The organism is Bacillus sp. BS3(2021) (assembly GCF_021043345.1).
Taxonomy (GTDB): Bacteria; Bacillota; Bacilli; order Bacillales; family Bacillaceae; genus Bacillus; species Bacillus paralicheniformis.
This window is the reverse complement of the sequence record NZ_JAJNDM010000005.1, coordinates 280,766-298,235: the sequence shown is the minus strand read 5'-3', so window position 1 is coordinate 298,235 and position 17,470 is coordinate 280,766. Positions and strand designations below refer to the sequence as shown.

The window sequence follows — 17,470 nt, the reverse complement described above, 5'->3', positions numbered from 1 at the left end:
TTGATGACCTCCTCTGTTTACAAAAATATCAGAATCAGAATCCCGGGATCCGACTTTCCATGCCCGATTGTGCAGGATCATTCCCGAGACTGTCCGCCGCTCAACCATGCTGTCTTCAGCTTTTTGATGCCGTCTGCGATGCTTTTTTCAGAAAGTCCGCCAAACCCGAGGAGCACCGCGTGTGTTTCAGGAGGAGTCACATACGAGACAGAGGCTGGATATACTTTGACTCCTTTTTCCAGCGCTTTTTGGGTCAGCCACTCTTCACTCGGAGCGCTTTTCACCTCAAGGATGATGTGAAGACCGGCGTTCTCTCCTCTGACTGCGGCATGAGCGCCAAATTCACGCTTGATGGCGTCAAGGAGCGTTTTTCGTTTTTTTCGGTAGAGTGTTCTCATTCGGTTCAAGTGTCTTTGATAATCCCCGTTTTTCATAAAAAGAGCAATGGCTTGCTGCACATGGCGGGAAACCGTTTGTTTAAATAAGGATGCCATGTTGAGCCCTTCTTTGACGAGCGAAAAGGGGAGAACCATATAGCTGATCCTGAGGGAGGGAATCAGCGATTTTGAAAAGGTTCCTAAATAGATGACCCGGTGGTTCCGGTCAAGTCCCTGAAGGGAAGGAATCGGCTGTCCCGCATAGCGGAATTCCCCGTCATAATCGTCTTCGATGATATAAGCTCCGGTCGATGCTGCCCAGTCAAGCAATTGCAGCCTGCGGCCGACCGGCATGATCATTCCGAGCGGAAACTGATGGGACGGGGTGGTGTATGCGAGCTGCGGCTGATATTGTTCAAGATCTTGCACGGAAATCCCGCTCTCGTCGACTGCTATAGGCATCACATTGAAGCCGCCGGTTTTCAGGACCGTTTTCGAGCGATGAAATCCGGGATCTTCAAAACCGACGGTTGTGCCTTTAGGAAACAGATGGCACAGCAACTGCAGCAAAACCGGTGTGCCGGCTCCGATGATGATTTGCTCGGGTGAACAGACCACGCCGCGAGACTCTCTGAGATAAACCGCAATCATTTTCCGCAGCGGAATGTCTCCGGCCGGCGGGCCGCTTTGAAAAAGGTCGTACCCTGATTCACCAACAGTTTTGGCGAGCGTTTTTTTCCATTGGGAAACAGGAAATGACGCGAGGTCTACATGGCCGTGGTGAAAATCGATCATGTTAGCCGCCGTCTCATGTTCTTCCAGTTCTTTTTCGGCAGGGGGAGGAGGCGCAGTCTGTGCAAAGTCTCCTTCCGCTTCAGCCGCAAACCAGCCCTTTCTAGGCTTGCTGAGCAAATATCCTTCTGCAGCCAGCTGTTCATACGCGTGTTCTACAGTTGTCAGGCTGACATTTAAGTGTTTGGAAAGCATTCGTTTGGAGGGAAGCTTTGTTCCAGGCTTTATGTGTCCCGAATGAATGCTGCGTTTGAAAAACGTGTACAGCTGCTGATAAAGCGGCTCGCTGCCGCTGCGGTTTAAAAAAGGGGTTATATCCATTCGATCAGCCCTTTCAATTCATCTGGTATGTTTTATTTTATCAAAACTGGTCATTTTAAAAAGGTCAGTTTTCGAGTTAAAGTAGTTTCATAACCAACAGAAGGGAATGACGATGTTGCTTGATTATAGGGAATTGCATTGTGAAACAGAGCTCAAGGAAGTCTATCCGATCATGAAACAGCTCCGGCCCCATTTGGATGAAACGTCTTTTTTGGAGCTCGTCAAAGAAGCTCGGGAGGCTGAAAGCTACACGTTATTTGCGCTGTACGACGGTGATATTCCGGTGGCTTTGGCCGGCTTTTTGCCGAGGGTTTCTTTGAACCAAGGCCGGCATGTTTGGGTAGCGGACCTGGTGACGTGTGAAAAACACCGTTCAAAAGGCTATGGAAAGAAGCTTTTAGGCGCTGTTGAAGAGTGGGCCAAAGGGAACGGATTGGCTTCAATCGCTTTATCCTCAGGCTTACAGCGGGCAGACGCTCACCGTTTTTACGAAGAGAAAATGGGGTATGAAAAAGCGAGCTACCTATTTCGCAAGGCTCTGAAATGAAAAACTCCCCGGTATAACCGGGGAGTTATTAAAAGCCGAGCTGCAGATTCGTATCGATGGAGACGATGGTCCATACGCAAACGAGAATGAAAATGTTCAGGACGACGCCGAGAAATCCGAGACCGGTCCGTCCTTTTTTTATGAACAGCTCGATAATTCCGAGCGGAACGGCGGCCATCGCAAAAGGAAGCATCTTATACGAATATGCGATCGTGTCGCTTAAAATGGCCAAGTTTAAGACGAACAGGGACAGAATGGCCGTGCCGACAGACACCCATCCAAATACGTTGTGCTCCTTAAAGATTCTTACCAGTTCCATAATTCCACCTCACCTACTTTAGCTGCTTTGACAGGCCCTTTTTTGATCAGCCGTTCAACCTCTTTTGACGGTCCGGTAATGACGGCTCCATACACGTTCACACCATTCTGTTCCACATAGTCAAGCCGTTTGGAAAGCTTCAGGTCTTTCCTGCCTGAAATGGTTTCAGCCCATTTCTTGTTCTTGATCATGTAGGAAAGCGCCGCTTTAAACTGCTCGTCATCGTTTTCGGCAGGTTGCTGAATTTCAAAAATCCGGTTTGAATCTTTTCCGGGAAATCCGATCGGCTCTGCGTATGGATGATCTTTTAAATCGCCCTCTGTTTCAATCGCATTCCACAGAACGCGAATATCATAGCCTTTTAATTTTTCATACAGCTCCTTTGTCGGGTATGCTCTTTCAAAGGAAAGGAAAGCTTCGGTTACGGTTCCGTCAGGCAGCTGTTTTAAAATCGACTCGGCTTTGGACACTGATTTTTCTTTGATGCCGTCAGGGTAGACAAAATGACGTTCTTCTTTTGAAAGCTCCTGATTGTATTGATGAATCTGCGGAGACTTCAGCTGATCGAAGAACATTTCCACTTCTTCATTTCCAACTACTTTTGTGACGTTTCCGATTTGCTTCTTTAACGGGAACTGTGTTTCGATTCCAAAGAGTTTTACTTTGTTGACAAGGGCTTCAGTATCGACTTGAATATTCGGGTTTGTGACGGCAACTGTCATTGAAGCGGTTTGCACCAGTTCATTCCCTTTGCTTTCATGCCCGCCCAACCCGTAGTATAGATAGCTGCCGAGTGTGCAGATCGGCAGAATAATAAGCGTAGAAATAACAGCAAGGGTGGAAATCCGCATATATGATTTATTTTTTCCGTATCTTAAAATCGCTTTTTGCTTTTCAGGACTGATCGCCAAATCCCAGTCTTCGTCTTTCATTTCCTGTTCCAGCATGTCCTGGTATTCTTCAAGCTGTTCAAGCTCTTCTTCGACCCGGAGCATTTCCGATTCGGAAAGTTCGCCGTTTTTATATTTTTCCCAACGTTTTTTAAAATCTTCATTCATCGTTAACACCTCTGTTGTAAAGTGCTTTCAGCCGCTGTCTGGCACGAAATAAAACACTTTTAAAATTAGCCTCTGAGATATTCATCAAGCTTGACGCTTCCTTGTAGTTCAATTCTTTTAAATAGTACAGCGTAAGCGCTTCCCGGTAGTTATCGGGGAGCTGGTTCATATATAAGGTTAACACTTCCTTGATTTCGACCTGGTGAGCAGGGCTTTGCACCGCGTTTTGAAACAGGTTTCCGATCATGTCGTCAGAAATCGTCACTTCCTTTTTATGCTTTCTGACATAGTCGATAAACGCATTGCGTGCCACTTGAAAAAGCCATGGCTTCACTTTGCTGTGGTCGTAAGAATGGATGTGTATGTAAGCTCTCATAAAGGTTTCCTGAAGCAAATCCTCTGCTAGATGTTTATCTTTCGTCATGGAGAGCAGGAACCTGTAAACATCATTCATATACATTTGGTAAATTTCGTCGATAGTCACTGCCTTTTCTCCCCTCTATGTTATAAACGCATAAGAAAGGTTTGAAGTTGCACTAAATATGCCCACGGCTCATTTTTCCTCCAATTTCTTACCTTTAAAATCATCTACCCTATATAATAACTGAACACGTTCAAAAAAACTAATCTTCATGGCGATTTTAACGACTGAACGGCCGAAATATAAAGCACAGCAGCAAAATAAGCCTTTAAGCATATCAGATCTTTATTATATGCTAAAAGGCTATTTGATTAGAGGATATCCTTCATTATCAGCTGTTTTTATCGTCTGTCAAAAATATTGGCCGTGACCGCGGCGGCCTTCTGCGGCCAGCGCATCGGCTTTCGTTCGATGGACGGTGCCGAATGGATGGTTGGGCGGAGCATAGATTGAATAGAGTTTCAGCGGAGTATTGCCTGTATTGGTGAGATTGTGCCATGTTCCGGCAGGGACGACGATAGCGGTGTCATCGTAAACATTTCTTTTAAATTGCAAATGATGTTTGCTCGGCCCCATTTGCACGATTCCCCTGCCTTGTTCAATACGAAGGAACTGGTCAACGTGAGGGTGCATTTCCAATCCGATGTCTTCGCCGGGGTTGAGGCTCATCAGGGTAACTTGTAAATGCCTTCCTGTCCATAAAGCGGTCCGAAACGTTTTGTTCTGTTTTGCCGCTTCGTTGATGTTCGCGGCAAACGGCTTTTGTCCATAATCTCTTAATACGATGCGTTCTTCGCTGCCGGGTGTTCGAAAAGCGCCTGCATAGTCTGATTCGTGAAACCAAACCGGGTTATAAGAAAAAGGAATATAATATGGGTATTGATTTGGATGCATTTGTTCTAGGTCCCTTCATTAGCTTTATTGGGATCATCGTATGCAATAGGCATATGAAGTGTCCCGCTGTAAGATGGTTTTTAGTCAAAACACGTTTTTTTAAAAAAGCTTCCGGGAAAATATGATATCAGACTCATAACAGGAGGGAGAGGAGCATGGAATACATCAACATATCCGGTACATCGATCGAATCGTCGCGCATCGGTCTCGGAACATGGGCCATCGGAGGTTTTATGTGGGGCGGAAGCGATGAAAAAGAAGCGATTCAGACGATTCATGCTGCGCTTGATGAAGGAATCAACCTGATTGATACCGCTCCGGCATACGGTTTCGGGCAGTCGGAAGAAATCGTCGGTAAAGCCGTACAGCAATACGGAGAGCGCGACCGAGTCATTCTCGCGACAAAATCAGGACTTGATTGGAAGCAGGAACAGCTGTATCGCGACGGATCGAGGGAGCGGATCATCAAGGAAGTTGACGATTCGCTGAAAAGGCTCAATACGGATTACATCGACCTGTATCAAGTGCATTGGCCCGATCCGCTCGTCCTGAGCGAAGAAACGGCGGAAGCGATGAAAGACTTGTATGATGCGGGGAAAATCAGAGCGGTCGGCGTCAGCAATTTTTCCCCGGAGCAGATGGACACATTCAGAGCTGCGGCGCCGCTGCATACCGTACAGCCGCCGTACAACATGTTTGAAAGGGAAATCGAGCAAGACATTCTTCCGTATGCGCAAGATCAAGGGCTGACGACGCTATTATACGGAAGCTTGTGCAGGGGGCTCCTGTCAGGAAAAATGAATGAGGACTACACGTTCAAAGGGGACGACCTTCGAAAGCGGGACCCTAAGTTTCAAAAGCCGCGCTTTAAAGAATATCTGGAGGCCGTCAGGAAACTTGATGAGTTTGCAAACGAGCGGTTCGGCAAATCGGTTCTCCATCTGGCAGCAAGATGGGTGCTTGATCAGCCTGGCGCAAGCATTGCTTTATGGGGGGCAAGACGCCCTGATCAAATCCGTCCCGTCAGCGAAATCACCGGCTGGAGTTTAACGGAAAGTGATCAAAAAGCAATTGACGACATATTGGACAATACGATTTCAGAACAGATCGGGCCTGAATTCATGGCGCCGCCGACAAAAGAAAAAGTCTGAAAACCGGGGAGAAAATTCCTCGGTTTTTTTTGTGAAAAATCATTTTTTAGTACCAGGTAATAAAAAAAATTGTTATAATAATAAAGGGAAACCTCATACGACTACATCAATAAAGGAAGTGCCATATGTATAAATTTACTGGTTATGCTGCAAAAGCGATTCTTTCTTTGCGCGGCGGAATTAAAGTATACAATAAAGAAAATCTTCCTAAAGACACAGGTTTCGTTATTGCGTGCACACATGCAGGATGGGTGGATGTCGTCGCACTGGGTGTCGGCATTTTGCCTATGGAAATTCATTACATGGCGAAAAAAGAGCTTTTTGAAAATAAATTAAGCGGTTCTTTTCTTTCAAGCATCAACGCATTTCCCGTCGACAGGGAAAATCCCGGGCCAAGCAGCATCAAAACCCCGATCAAGCTGTTGAAAGAAGGAAAAATCGTCGGCATTTTCCCAAGCGGAACAAGATCATCTGAAGATGTTCCATTGAAAAGAGGGGCTGTCACGATCGCCCAGATGGGAAGAGCGCCGCTTGTGCCGGCCGCATACAGCGGTCCTTCCAACGAAAAAGAGCTTTTCAAGAGAGGCAAAATGAAACTGGTCATCGGCGAACCGCTCAATCAGGAAGATTTCGCTCAATATTCGTCAAAAGAAAAGCTGGTCAAGATGACGGAGGCTTTGAATGACAGTATTAAAGCTTTAGAGAAAAAGCTGGAGCAGCTATAATTCAAACATACGCAAGGAAAAACAGCTTCTCACGCACAGAAGCTGTTTTTTAATTTTTTGGGCAGTATTTTAGAACGATATTTATTGGTGAGGAGCTTATATATGAAATGGTATTTGAAAGCAATAAAAAACTATGCAGGATTTACAGGAAGGGCGAGACGAAAGGAATTTTGGCTGTTTTGCTTTTTCTCATACATGATTTTGGTCCTCTACGGTTTTTTTAAAGCCATTCTGCATCTTCCGGAATATGAAATAGAGACATTTTTAGGGATGGTTTATTTGCTTGCCATTCTTGTGCCGGGCTTGGCTGTCACGATCCGCAGATTGCATGATACGGGTAAAAGCGGCTGCTGGATCTGCATCGGTCTGATCCCTCTCATTGGGCAATTTACTTTGCTGATCATGTTTTGTCAAAACAGTGTAAAAGAGGAAAATCAATACGGGCCGAACCCGAAGGGAGCTATCTAAGCGAAAACCGCCTGTCCCCAGGCGGTTTTTTAGTTGTTTGTGGCAGTTGATTTTTCTAAAAACAAAAGCAGTTCCCGCCAAAATGTTTGAGCTGCAATGGCATCGGCTTCAGTTTTTCCCCCATAGGCTATTTTTCGGCTTTTCCGCCCGGATGTCGGAAAGTATGGAGGCCTGATATTATGGCCGGCATCTTCGAAATATAGATGTTTAACAGAATAGGGAAATCTCTTCTTTTTCAGCCGTTCAACGATTTTCTCGTTCATAGAGGCGGAGGGCCATACCAAATCATCCGTACCTGAAGTTAACAGAATAGGCCCATTAATATGTTCCGCTTTTATAATTGCTGGATGATCCTCTTTCACTTTCCGTAAAGCTTTTTTGTAAAGATCAGTAAAAGCATGAGGCTGTCTTGTGAGCTTATGTGTCACCATATTCCACAGCTGAGAAAGCGAAAACAATGGCAGCGGGGCAAAGGCGAGCGGTGCGCCGTCCAGACTCCAGGAAGATGTCTGCCGAAATTTTTTTAATCCAACGCCTTGAAAGACGACCCCGCCGCCTACATGAGAAACCGCAAAACGGATTTCAGGAAAATGGGAACCTATCAGCAGCGCCAGTTCGCCGCCTTTTGACCTTCCGCATATTCCGATCTGACGATGATGAAGTCCTTCTTGGCGTCCGAGCCAATCGATCGCTTTCCGGAAATATTCAAGCGGGATTTCAACCAGTTTTTTAGGAAGCTGTTTGTATTGAAAATAAGGGATTGCAAATGTTGCATATCCGTAATTTGCTAACATGCCTGCCATTGTTTCATCAAGACCGCCGTCAGATCCCCCTAATACGATGACTGCGGGAGGCCGGTTGACAGCAAGCGGACGAAAAAATGTGCCGGACAACCCATTTTCGCTTACTTCCTGTCTCTCTACTGTTTCAGAAAGCAGCACTCGTTTTATTTCTTTACTCAGGATCGTGCGTTCTTTTTGCTTCACCTCAATCCTGTAAACGGAGGAATTAACCGATTTTTTATGGAACGAGCAGGAGGATTCAACCGCCTGCATTGACCAAAAAAGCCCCATTTGATCTTTAGACTGGTAGGTTCCTTTTATTGGGGCTGCTGCTGCAGGGTCGACTTCTCCCAATCGATTCGCTTGAAAAACAGCATGTGATCTCCACTCTGCGTCAGCTTCATCTTTCACAGTCAAGATGATTTCAATGATGTCAAACGGTCGGAGTCCGCTTATCTTCAGGTTTATTTTTTCATCCCATTTGGAAACTGCAGGTATGTGCAAAACCGGTTGCAGAGTAATCAAGACGGCACTTCCTTTTCAAGTTTTGTATAAAATAAATCGACGCACTCCTCAACATAGTCATCAATACGATCATCGAACGACTCCTTGAATGCGGGCAAATGTTGAAACATAATGTATTGATTCAGCAAACCGAAAAACATTTGGCTTAAAATTTGAAAATTGCCGCCTGAAATTTTTTTTTCGGCATAGAGGTTCGCAAAATAAGTCTCTAAAAAGCGATTGAGACGGCGGGGAATATCCATGATTAATTCGCAAACTTCCTTATCCTGTACTGCATCATTAAAGTAAAGTAAAAAAACAGTACCTTTTTCCAGGTTTTCTTTTAGATATGCTTTCGCAATGAATGAGAGGTCTTGTCGTAAATCGCCGCTCAGTATTCCTTCAAGTTCTCCAATAAAATCTCCCGATGACACATGTTGAATAACACTTTCCCGAAATAAATTCTGTTTATTTCCGAAGTGTCTAAAAAGGGTCAAATGATTGACGCCTGCTTTTTGGGCAATTTCTCTGGTGGATGCGGCTTGATATCCTTTTTCTTTGAAAAGGGCAAGCGCCGCTTCGATTAATCGATCCCTTGTAGATTGTGCTGACATAAGTCCCTCCTGAAATGTAATCACTTGATTACATGATAATTGAATTTTGCTCTGTAATCAAGTGGTTACATATTTTGAATGCAAAAAAAGAGGATACAAATTCATTGTATCCCCCGGTTTGTTCACAATGTTATTCCGCTTCCTCAAGCAGCGGCGTTTCCGCAGCTTTTTTCACCTCAACGTATGAAACGTGGTGGCCGTCGATTTCGTTGATCGTGAATTCAAATCCCTGATCGGTGATCATGTCGCCTTTTTGGACGTCATATTTTTGCGTCAGGAACCATCCGCCGATCGTGTCAATTTCCTCATTGTCGAGCTGAATGCCGAGCAGATCGTTGACTTGGTTGACGAGCACTTTACCGTCGAGAATGTAATGGTTTTCGCCAATCTTGCGGATTTCATTAATTTCATCGATATCGAATTCGTCACGGATTTCGCCGACGATTTCTTCAATGATGTCTTCGACCGTCACGAGTCCGGCCGTTCCGCCGTATTCATCAGAAAGGATCGCCATATGAACGCGTTCTTTCTGCATTTTCAGAAGCAGATCGTGGATCGGAACAGTCTCGATCACATGAATGATCGGATTGATAAACTGTTCAATCGTGTCTTCTTTGGAGCATTCTCCGCTGATGCAGGCCGTTAGTATTTCCTTGACATTGATGACGCCGACGATGTTGTCCTTATCTCCGTCTTCTACGGGATAGCGGGTATAGCCTTCGACCTTCGTGATGTCGATCATCTCGGCGATTTTCATATCATTTGGAAAGCTGACGACTTCTGTTCTCGGGATCATGATTTCCTTGGCAAGACGGTCATCGAATTCAAAAATTTTGTTGACATATTTGAACTCAGATTGATTGATTTCGCCGCTTTTGTAGCTTTCTGACAGAATAATTCGCAGCTCTTCCTCTGAGTGCGCCATTTCATTTTCAGAAACCGCTTCAAGGCCAAACGCTTTCGTCAGCAGCCTTGCCGATCCGTTCAGCGCCCAGATGAATGGGAACATGATGCGGTAGAACCAGATCAACGGTTTTGCAAAAAGGAAGGAAACGGCTTCCGCTTTTTGGATCGCAAGCGTCTTCGGAGCGAGCTCGCCGACAACCACATGCAAAAACGTAATCAAGCTGAAGGCGATCACGACTGAAACGATGTGTGATACAGAGCTCGGAATGTTCCACTTCACAAATAGCGGTTCAAGCAGCCGGGCAACTGTCGGCTCCCCGAGCCAACCGAGACCGAGAGCCGTCAAAGTGATGCCGAGCTGACAGGCCGATAAATATTCGTCTAAATGCGTAATGACTTTTTTCACCGAAACCGCTGTTTTGTTTCCTTCAGCAATCAATTGATCAACCCGCGAGCTTCTGATTCTGATAATCGCAAACTCAGACGCTACGAAAAATGCTGTTAAAGCAATTAATACAGCAACAAAAACCAAATTAACTATTTCCAATTAGGACCTTCACTCTAGCGTGAGAATGAAGGTAACACCTCCTGTTTAGTAAAAGATTAACTAAAGCAGCAGTAAAAAGGACTGGATGACCGTCATTTTTTCAGGAGAAAGCCGGCTTTTCAGAATCTTCCGTTCATCGGGATTCAACCGTTTCAATCTGTTTATGAGCACGGAAATATTGTCATTGACATGATCAATTTCCGTTGTCAGGCTTCCAATTTCATCATCATTCACAGTTGAAGAGGGAAACTGGTTTTCCAGCCTTACTTTAATGTCGGACAGGGCCAATCTCTGCTGCTTGCAGTCCATAATAAACTTCAGCCGTTTGAGAGCGGCTTCATCGTAATAACGGTAGTTTGAACATGATCTGTCAGGCGTTAACAGCCCGAGATTCGTATAATAATCGACAGTCCGTTTTGTTACGCCTGCAGCAGCTGCTAATTCGCCAATGCGATATTTCTCTGCCCCATCTGCATCCCTCCTCAACCATCACGTTATAGTTATAAAACATTTTAATATATTAGAAGCTGTTTATACAAGTTAATTGATCAAAAAAAGGCGTAAAATTGATGCGAAAACCTTTATTTATCTAAATATTCGAGAAAATATTGTTAGATTTAAAGTTTAGACATTTGACTGACTCTTTTTTAATAAAGTAAGATAATAGTATATATTTGGCTTGGAGGTGGTTAGATGGGGCCCTCTGCATAGTCATTTTTACAGAACGCACATCAGCCTTATTAAGGGAATTTGAATTCATCAGGAGGTGACTCCTTGTCCTTTGTGAAGGATAAGGTTAAATGGACGATATTGTTAGTCTGATAATCATCGGGATTCTGATTGCATTAACCGCTTTTTTCGTGGCATCGGAATTTGCGATTGTCAGAGTCAGAAGCTCCCGCATTGATCAGCTGATTGCTGAAGGAAACAAAAAGGCGGTTCGCGCAAAACAAGTGGTGTCGGATTTGGATGAATACCTTTCAGCTTGCCAGCTCGGCATTACGATTACAGCACTCGGACTCGGCTGGATGGGGGAGCCTACGGTTAAAAAGGTGCTGCATCCGGTCTTTGAAAGCTTGCATGTTTCTGGCGCTGTATCGCACGCTCTTTCAGTTGCCATTGCATTTTTAGTGATTACATTCCTGAACGTCGTGGTTGGAGAACTTGCCCCAAAAACCATCGCGATTCAAAAAGCCGAACAGATGACACTGTGGCTGGCGGGACCTCTGCACTTTTTCAATGTTGTGATGTTCCCGTTCATTTGGACGCTGAATGCCTCAGCCAGAGTGCTGACCGGGTTATTCGGTTTGAAGCCTGCTTCGGAAAAGGATGAATCCCATTCGGAGGAAGAGCTGCGAATCCTGTTATCAGAAAGCTACAAAAGCGGAGAAATCAATCCGTCTGAATATAGATACGTTAATAAAATCTTTGAATTCGACAATCGGATCGCCAAAGAAATTATGGTGCCGCGCACTGAAATCGCCTCCGTCCCGGTGGATATGCCGATCGATGAGGCCATTTCGGTCATGCTGCAGGAAAAGTATACGCGCTGGCCTGTCTATAAAGGCGATAAGGATCATGTCATCGGCATGATCAATACGAAACAGCTGTTTACGGATATGCTCATGATGTCAGAGGCTGAGAAAAAGCGATTGTCCCTTGAAGCCTATGTCCGTCCGGTTATTGAAGTCATTGAAACCGTGCCTGTTCAAAAGCTGCTGATCAAAATGCAGCGGGAGCGGATTCACATGGCGATCTTAACGGATGAGTACGGCGGGACATCTGGTCTTGTGACGGCCGAGGATATTCTTGAAGAAATCGTCGGGGAAATCAGGGACGAATTCGATGAAGACGAAAAACCGCTTATCGAAAAAGTCTCCGATCATGAATACATCATGGACGGCAAAGTGAGAATCGATCAGGTCAATGAGCTGTTTGAAGACGATCTCGAGGAAGAGGAAGTCGAAACAGTCGGCGGACTTGTGCTGAAAGAAAACATAGATATCGCGGAAGGCCAGGCGGTGCATATCGGCTCCTACACGATAACGGTTCTCGAAATGGAAGGGCGTCTGATTAAGCACGTCGAAGTTAAGCGGGAACAAACAACAGAACATGTAGAGCTGGCACCGGCAAATCCGGTCGTCGTTAACGAAGTCACCTTGAGCGAAAAATAGCTCAAGGTGATTTTTGATTTTAAGAAAAAAGTCATTTGAACAGGAACTTTTGTTCGTATATAATGGGAACAAACGTTCTGTTTGAGAGGTGATTGATTTGCTGTGGTACGAAATCATTTCGGAGGAAGAGAGGAAAACGTATATTAAGCGGATCGAATTTCATTTGCGGAATTGGAAAAATTACAAAGCCGCCGTGCTCAATTTAGAGAGGAGGATGGAGAAGGAGCAAAAGAACGGGCTCACCGTCAAAGAAAGAAACGCTGAATATCAGATCGACGCGGAAAAAAGGCTCTATCAATTTTTGCTTGATTCGATGGAAACGGCTGTCTCCGAATTGGATGAGCTCGAGCGGAAGTTGGTGGAATGCCGGTATATTCATAATTGGAGCATGGGAAAATGCGCGATGGAAATCGGCTACAGCGAAAAAACGCTGTTTTTAATGAAGAAATCGCTACTGGACAAGCTGCTTGTCAGCTTGGCGGCGATCACGAATATTTAACGGATGCGAGGGCTTGTCTCAAACAAGCCCTTCTTTTCTGCGCCGCTTCAGTTTTTTTTCAGGTTCTTGACGCGATGATGACACGGGAGAGGGCAGCTTTTCTTTTATGATAAAGACAAGCTTTAAACAGCGGGGAGGTTTGACACATGTAATGCCGGTCATTTTTTGAGACAAACGCTTCAGGAAAGGAGAGGAAGAACATGGATTTTTCTGAAATTGCGCTCGTTCCGCTGATTACGGGATTGGTGCATACGGTAAAGCTTGTCGGCATTCAGAAACGATTTCTCCCCATCTGTGCAATTGTCTTCGGCATCTCGATTTCTCTCTTGTTTACCGCAGGGGACTGGAAGGAAGATATGATGATCGGAACTTGGCTTGGCTTGTCATCAGTTGGATTTTACTCCGGCTCAAAAAACGTCTTGAAACCATTATCAAAGGAGGAGATTGAACATGAAGATTTATTTGGATCCGGGACACGGCGGAAGTGATCCGGGAGCATCGGGAAACGGTTTGCAGGAAAAGGACGTGACGCTTGCGATTGCTCTCAAAATGAATGACATTCTATTAAAAGAGTATGATAACGCAGAGACGAGGCTGAGCAGAACAACAGACAAAACGGTCACGCTTCAGGAGCGCACAGATGATGCCAATTCGTGGGGGGCCGATTTATTTGTCTCCATTCATACAAACGCTTTTGACGGTACAGCGTACGGGTATGAAGATTATATCTACAGCGGCTTGACCGATGAGTCGGTTACTGCTCTTTATCAACGGATCATTCACGGCGAAGTGATCAAGCAGAACGGACTCAGGGACAGGGGAATGAAGAAGGCGAACTTTCATGTTCTTCGGGAAACAGCGATGCACGCCATATTGACGGAGAACGGCTTTATCGATCATCCCGAAGATTCGGCAAAAATGAAAAGCGCCGCCTGGATCGAACAGACGGCGCGGGGACATGCAGCCGGCATCGCACTCTGCCTCGGTCTGACACACAATGAGTTTCCCCTGTATAAAGTGACGATGGACGGGGGACAAATTGGAGCTTACCAAGAAAAAGACGATGTTTTGAACGTTATTTCTGCGAATTGGGACAGCTTTCAAACAGCGGCCATTGAAAAAGGATAAAAAGGGAAGAATCCATTTTGAAGCATTCAAAATGGATTCTTTAATGTGTTTGTATCTTTTTTAGTTGTCCGTGGTGTTCCTTTCTGAACAATGCCATTCAAATCAGGGTACAGCTTTTGCGACGGCGGGCGCAAAAAAAAATGACAACCGGAAGTACATGTGCAAGCGCCTGTTCATAGCCGAACGAGCATCATTGTTTCATCATCTTCACAAAATCAGCATGCTGCCGGCCCAGAAACCCCCAAGTGAGCATGCCATTGTAAGCAGCATGTAAACCGCTGAATCCTTTACACGTTGTGCAGCCAAAAGCTGAACCGCTTCGACACTGAATGTGGAAAATGTTGTGAAGCCTCCGAAAAATCCAGTTCCGACCAAGATAGAGACCGTTTGATTGTCAATGCCGAGGCTGACGAATATGCCGAGGGCGAATGAGCCGACAATATTGACCACCATCACGCTGACAGGAATGCGCGGGCGCGGAAACATCGCCATGAGCATATTGCCGAGCCAAAATCTTAAAACGGAGCCGAATCCTCCGGCGATCATAAATCCAACTGCCATCATGATTGATACCGCTCCTTTTCTTTCCCTGACGCTCCGCTCATCCTTTTGCCGATCATGATGCCCAAAAATGCGAAGCACACCCCACAGGCAAGCGACACGATCAAGTACAGAACCCCGATGTGCGGAGCGGCCGATTGCAGCAAAAATACGGTCTCTTTAGAAAAAGCGGACATTGTCGTATATCCTCCGCAAAACCCCGTTCCTAAACATAACTGGACGAGCGGCTTTTTTGCCCGAGCCGCAAAAAAACCTGTCAAAAGGCCGAGGAGAAGGCTTCCAGACGCATTTTCAATAAAAGTCGGCCAAGGAAAACCGGCGGTGCCGCCATGCAGATTGACGAAGTAGCGCAGCAGCGAGCCAAGGGCTCCTCCGATAAAAACGGCAACAGATGATTTCATACTCTTCCTTCTTTCTCAAAAATAATCCGGGTAGTCGGTAATGATCCCGTCGATTTTCCAGCTTTTCAGGCGGCGTCCCGTTTTCTCCCCGTTGACCGTCCAGGCCAGCGCCTTCAAATCACAGCTGTGAATCGATTTGATTAGAAAAGGGCTGACCATCGTAGCTTTCAGGCTGACGTACCGGGCAAACTCCGCGATTTGCCGCAGCCGGGCGCGCGGCAGCATTCCGAATCGCGGCCTGATCAAAACGGCGGTCGGAATCGAAGGATACATGTGATGAAGCGCCCTCATGGCGCCTGCGTCAAACGACTGGACAATCGTGTTCATCGAATGGCCGAACCGGCTGATCAGTTGTCCGGCCGCTTTTTCGATTCCGGGCTGGGTTTTGGACGACTTGATTTCGATGAGAAGGCCCGTCTTGTTGTGATATTTCCCCAGAACAGCTTCAAGTGAAGGGATTTTTTCGCCCTGAAATTCCGGGCTGAACCAGCTTCCCGCATCAAGCTTTTCGAGCTCATTCATCGTATACTCGCGAACGAACCCGGTACCGTTCGTCGTTCTGTCAACTTTGTCATCGTGGATGACGGCAAGTCTGCCGTCTTTTGTCAGCTGTACATCGAGTTCGATAAAATCAGCCCCGAGCTCCACCGCTTTTTCAAAAGCGGCAAACGTATTTTCAGGGGCGTAAGCCGAGGCTCCGCGATGTGCGATAATATGCAAGCATGTCAGCTCCTCTTGATAAAATCTTTCCATCACAAGGATACCCGATTTTGACGATGCAAGTAAATCATTTGACTGAAGCGGACAAAGGGCAGGGAGAAGAGACAAGCGACAAATTTCGGCAAAATGGTACAAAAGGATCATTTACTAAAGATTCTGATATTTTATAATGGACAAAAGGAGGCGAGATGATGGGTAAAGGGAGAATTAAAGTGGAAGAACGGATTAAGATCGAAACCGATGCTGAAATGTTTAAAGCGACTCTCCTTGATCAAACACAGTCTCAGAAGAAGAAATAGCGGTGTTGGCCCGAATCACGTTGTCTCTGGAACAATAAAATATGATGATCATCAGGCTGCCGAAGTGTTCGGCAGCCTTTTATGCGTGTCGACGGTTATTTTTGGTGCACAATAAAATGAGAAATTTTTTTCTCGTTTTAGTATAATTAAAGCTTGATGAGTCAAATAAGGGAGAGAAAGCAATGTTCGAAAAGTATATGACAATGGATTTCGCTGTCGATATCGGAATCAGCATCGGTATCCTTCTTTTATTTTTCGCGTTTCGAAAAATATTTACGAAGTACTTGTTCAACTTAATACTGAAATTGACGAATAAGACGAAAACAGACTTTTTCAATCAGGTGGCGCTGGCGTTTGAAAAGCCGGCCCGGTGGTTTTTTGCGATACTCGGTATTTATCTGGCCATCATTTATTCCCCGTTTTTTGATGGGCATATGGCGATCGTTCATAAACTGTACAGAGTGTCCGTGATTTTGGTCATTGTAAGCGGCCTATACAACTTAACGGCGGCTTCGTCGGTTTTATTCGATAAAATCAATAAGCGGCTTGAGCTTGATATGGATGATATTCTTGCGCCGTTTTTGTCCAAGATTCTCCGCTTTATCATTGTAGCGCTCGGAATCAGCGTTATCGCCGGAGAGTTCAATTATGATGTCAACGGATTTGTTGCCGGACTCGGGCTCGGCGGCTTCGCTTTTGCTCTTGCGGCAAAAGACACTGTCGGCAACTTTTTCGGCGGAATTGTCATTATTATGGAGAAGCCCTTTACAATCGGCGATTGGATTGAAACAAATATCGTCACCGGATCTGTTGAAGATATATCGTTCAGAAGCACGAAAGTCCGCACGGCTGGAGAAGCTCTCGTGACCGTCCCCAACTCGGTGCTGGCTAACGAAGCGATCATGAACTGGACGAAAATGCGAAAGCGTCAGGTCACCTTTACGCTCGAAATCGATCCGTCCACCCCGCGCGAGAAAGTCGAACGATGTGTGGAGCGTTTCAAAGAAATGCTCAAGTCGCACGAAGGGGTCAACCCGGATGTCATTATGGTCAATTTCGACGTCCTGAAGGATACGCATTTAAGCATCTTCTTCAACTACTATACCAATACGACGGTCTGGGCCGAAAACTTGGACGTCAGACAGGATGTCAACTACCGAATTCTTGATATTATGAAAGAGGAGCAGGTTGATTTTGTTTCTCCGGGTCACAGCCTCTTTGAGTTGAAGAAAATGAAAGATCAGCAAGGAGATGCTTAGGTA

The 17,470-nt window shown here is 45.6% G+C and carries 22 protein-coding genes; 10 read left to right on the top strand and 12 right to left on the bottom strand.

The window, feature by feature from the left end; all coding sequences use genetic code 11:
• Window positions 1–77: 77 nt before the first annotated feature.
• Window positions 78–1,490, bottom strand: coding sequence for a MocR-like pyridoxine biosynthesis transcription factor PdxR (gene pdxR, locus LQ247_RS13550; protein WP_106070792.1), 1,413 nt, complete (start codon window positions 1,488–1,490; stop codon window positions 78–80).
• Window positions 1,491–1,602: 112 nt separating this feature from the next.
• Here pdxR and LQ247_RS13545 point away from each other — a divergent pair, with 112 nt between their 5' ends.
• On the top strand, window positions 1,603–2,037 hold the full coding sequence (locus tag LQ247_RS13545) for a GNAT family N-acetyltransferase (protein ID WP_025808232.1): 435 nt from the start codon (window positions 1,603–1,605) through the stop codon (window positions 2,035–2,037).
• Between the two features lie 28 nt (window positions 2,038–2,065).
• Here LQ247_RS13545 and LQ247_RS13540 read toward each other — a convergent pair whose 3' ends face one another.
• The 4 genes from LQ247_RS13540 to LQ247_RS13525 all read right to left on the bottom strand — a co-directional run bounded on the left by LQ247_RS13540 (window position 2,066) and on the right by LQ247_RS13525 (window position 4,729).
• Window positions 2,066–2,356, bottom strand: coding sequence for a hypothetical protein (locus tag LQ247_RS13540; protein WP_003180123.1), 291 nt, complete (start codon window positions 2,354–2,356; stop codon window positions 2,066–2,068).
• Complete coding sequence (locus LQ247_RS13535; RefSeq protein WP_106070791.1) at window positions 2,344–3,414, bottom strand: anti-sigma factor; 1,071 nt, start codon at window positions 3,412–3,414, stop codon at window positions 2,344–2,346. Before LQ247_RS13535 ends, LQ247_RS13540 begins: the two co-directional genes overlap by 13 nt.
• Window positions 3,407–3,898, bottom strand: a complete 492-nt coding sequence (gene sigM, locus LQ247_RS13530) for an RNA polymerase sigma factor SigM (protein ID WP_011197692.1) — start codon at window positions 3,896–3,898, stop codon at window positions 3,407–3,409. Before sigM ends, LQ247_RS13535 begins: the two co-directional genes overlap by 8 nt.
• A gap of 288 nt (window positions 3,899–4,186) precedes the next feature.
• Complete coding sequence (locus LQ247_RS13525; protein WP_101560649.1) at window positions 4,187–4,729, bottom strand: cupin domain-containing protein; 543 nt, start codon at window positions 4,727–4,729, stop codon at window positions 4,187–4,189.
• 155 nt (window positions 4,730–4,884) lie between these two features.
• Here LQ247_RS13525 and LQ247_RS13520 point away from each other — a divergent pair, with 155 nt between their 5' ends.
• From LQ247_RS13520 to LQ247_RS13510, 3 genes are all read left to right on the top strand, one after another.
• The gene (locus tag LQ247_RS13520) at window positions 4,885–5,880 is read left to right on the top strand and encodes an aldo/keto reductase (RefSeq protein WP_231006154.1); all 996 of its coding nucleotides are present in this window, start codon (window positions 4,885–4,887) and stop codon (window positions 5,878–5,880) included.
• A 125-nt stretch (window positions 5,881–6,005) separates the two neighbouring features.
• A complete protein-coding gene (locus LQ247_RS13515) occupies window positions 6,006–6,605 on the top strand; it encodes a lysophospholipid acyltransferase family protein (RefSeq protein ID WP_020450740.1) in 600 nt (199 codons plus the stop codon).
• A gap of 102 nt (window positions 6,606–6,707) precedes the next feature.
• A complete protein-coding gene (locus LQ247_RS13510; RefSeq protein ID WP_144498023.1) occupies window positions 6,708–7,073 on the top strand; it encodes a DUF805 domain-containing protein in 366 nt (121 codons plus the stop codon).
• 29 nt (window positions 7,074–7,102) lie between these two features.
• On the opposite strand, the gene LQ247_RS13505 is transcribed toward LQ247_RS13510, so the two are convergent.
• From LQ247_RS13505 to LQ247_RS13490, 4 genes are all read right to left on the bottom strand, one after another.
• Window positions 7,103–8,380, bottom strand: a complete 1,278-nt coding sequence (locus tag LQ247_RS13505; RefSeq protein WP_095289900.1) for an acyl-CoA thioesterase/bile acid-CoA:amino acid N-acyltransferase family protein — start codon at window positions 8,378–8,380, stop codon at window positions 7,103–7,105.
• Window positions 8,377–8,997, bottom strand: coding sequence for a TetR/AcrR family transcriptional regulator (locus LQ247_RS13500; RefSeq protein ID WP_228119598.1), 621 nt, complete (start codon window positions 8,995–8,997; stop codon window positions 8,377–8,379). Before LQ247_RS13500 ends, LQ247_RS13505 begins: the two co-directional genes overlap by 4 nt.
• Window positions 8,998–9,103: 106 nt before the next feature.
• The gene (locus LQ247_RS13495) at window positions 9,104–10,426 is read right to left on the bottom strand and encodes a hemolysin family protein (RefSeq protein WP_020450744.1); all 1,323 of its coding nucleotides are present in this window, start codon (window positions 10,424–10,426) and stop codon (window positions 9,104–9,106) included.
• A gap of 60 nt (window positions 10,427–10,486) precedes the next feature.
• The gene (locus LQ247_RS13490; RefSeq protein WP_020450745.1) at window positions 10,487–10,912 is read right to left on the bottom strand and encodes a MerR family transcriptional regulator; all 426 of its coding nucleotides are present in this window, start codon (window positions 10,910–10,912) and stop codon (window positions 10,487–10,489) included.
• 314 nt (window positions 10,913–11,226) lie between these two features.
• Here LQ247_RS13490 and LQ247_RS13485 point away from each other — a divergent pair, with 314 nt between their 5' ends.
• From LQ247_RS13485 to LQ247_RS13470, 4 genes are all read left to right on the top strand, one after another.
• The gene (locus LQ247_RS13485) at window positions 11,227–12,600 is read left to right on the top strand and encodes a hemolysin family protein (RefSeq protein ID WP_003180145.1); all 1,374 of its coding nucleotides are present in this window, start codon (window positions 11,227–11,229) and stop codon (window positions 12,598–12,600) included.
• A gap of 97 nt (window positions 12,601–12,697) precedes the next feature.
• Entirely contained in the window at window positions 12,698–13,099 is a 402-nt protein-coding gene (locus LQ247_RS13480; RefSeq protein ID WP_003180147.1) for a hypothetical protein, read from the top strand.
• A 200-nt stretch (window positions 13,100–13,299) separates the two neighbouring features.
• Complete coding sequence (locus tag LQ247_RS13475) at window positions 13,300–13,587, top strand: hypothetical protein (RefSeq protein WP_003180149.1); 288 nt, start codon at window positions 13,300–13,302, stop codon at window positions 13,585–13,587.
• Entirely contained in the window at window positions 13,550–14,227 is a 678-nt protein-coding gene (locus LQ247_RS13470; protein ID WP_009328972.1) for an N-acetylmuramoyl-L-alanine amidase family protein, read from the top strand. Before LQ247_RS13475 ends, LQ247_RS13470 begins: the two co-directional genes overlap by 38 nt.
• 207 nt (window positions 14,228–14,434) lie before the next feature.
• Here the strand turns inward: LQ247_RS13470 and crcB are convergent, their stop codons facing one another.
• The 3 genes from crcB to LQ247_RS13455 are packed head-to-tail and all read right to left on the bottom strand — an operon-like array spanning window position 14,435 to window position 15,909.
• On the bottom strand, window positions 14,435–14,791 hold the full coding sequence (gene crcB / locus LQ247_RS13465; protein ID WP_231006153.1) for a fluoride efflux transporter CrcB: 357 nt from the start codon (window positions 14,789–14,791) through the stop codon (window positions 14,435–14,437).
• A complete protein-coding gene (locus LQ247_RS13460) occupies window positions 14,788–15,189 on the bottom strand; it encodes a fluoride efflux transporter FluC (protein ID WP_035339092.1) in 402 nt (133 codons plus the stop codon). Before LQ247_RS13460 ends, crcB begins: the two co-directional genes overlap by 4 nt.
• 15 nt (window positions 15,190–15,204) lie before the next feature.
• Window positions 15,205–15,909 (bottom strand): glycerophosphodiester phosphodiesterase, encoded by a 705-nt coding sequence (locus LQ247_RS13455; protein ID WP_023856527.1) that lies wholly within the window; start codon window positions 15,907–15,909, stop codon window positions 15,205–15,207.
• A 191-nt stretch (window positions 15,910–16,100) separates the two neighbouring features.
• Between LQ247_RS13455 and LQ247_RS13450 the strand changes: the two genes are divergently transcribed.
• Both LQ247_RS13450 and LQ247_RS13445 read left to right on the top strand, forming a co-directional pair.
• A complete protein-coding gene (locus tag LQ247_RS13450) occupies window positions 16,101–16,208 on the top strand; it encodes a YhdX family protein (protein WP_003180159.1) in 108 nt (35 codons plus the stop codon).
• Between the two features lie 182 nt (window positions 16,209–16,390).
• A complete protein-coding gene (locus tag LQ247_RS13445) occupies window positions 16,391–17,467 on the top strand; it encodes a mechanosensitive ion channel family protein (RefSeq protein ID WP_039072568.1) in 1,077 nt (358 codons plus the stop codon).
• The last annotated feature ends 3 nt before the right edge of the window (window positions 17,468–17,470 follow it).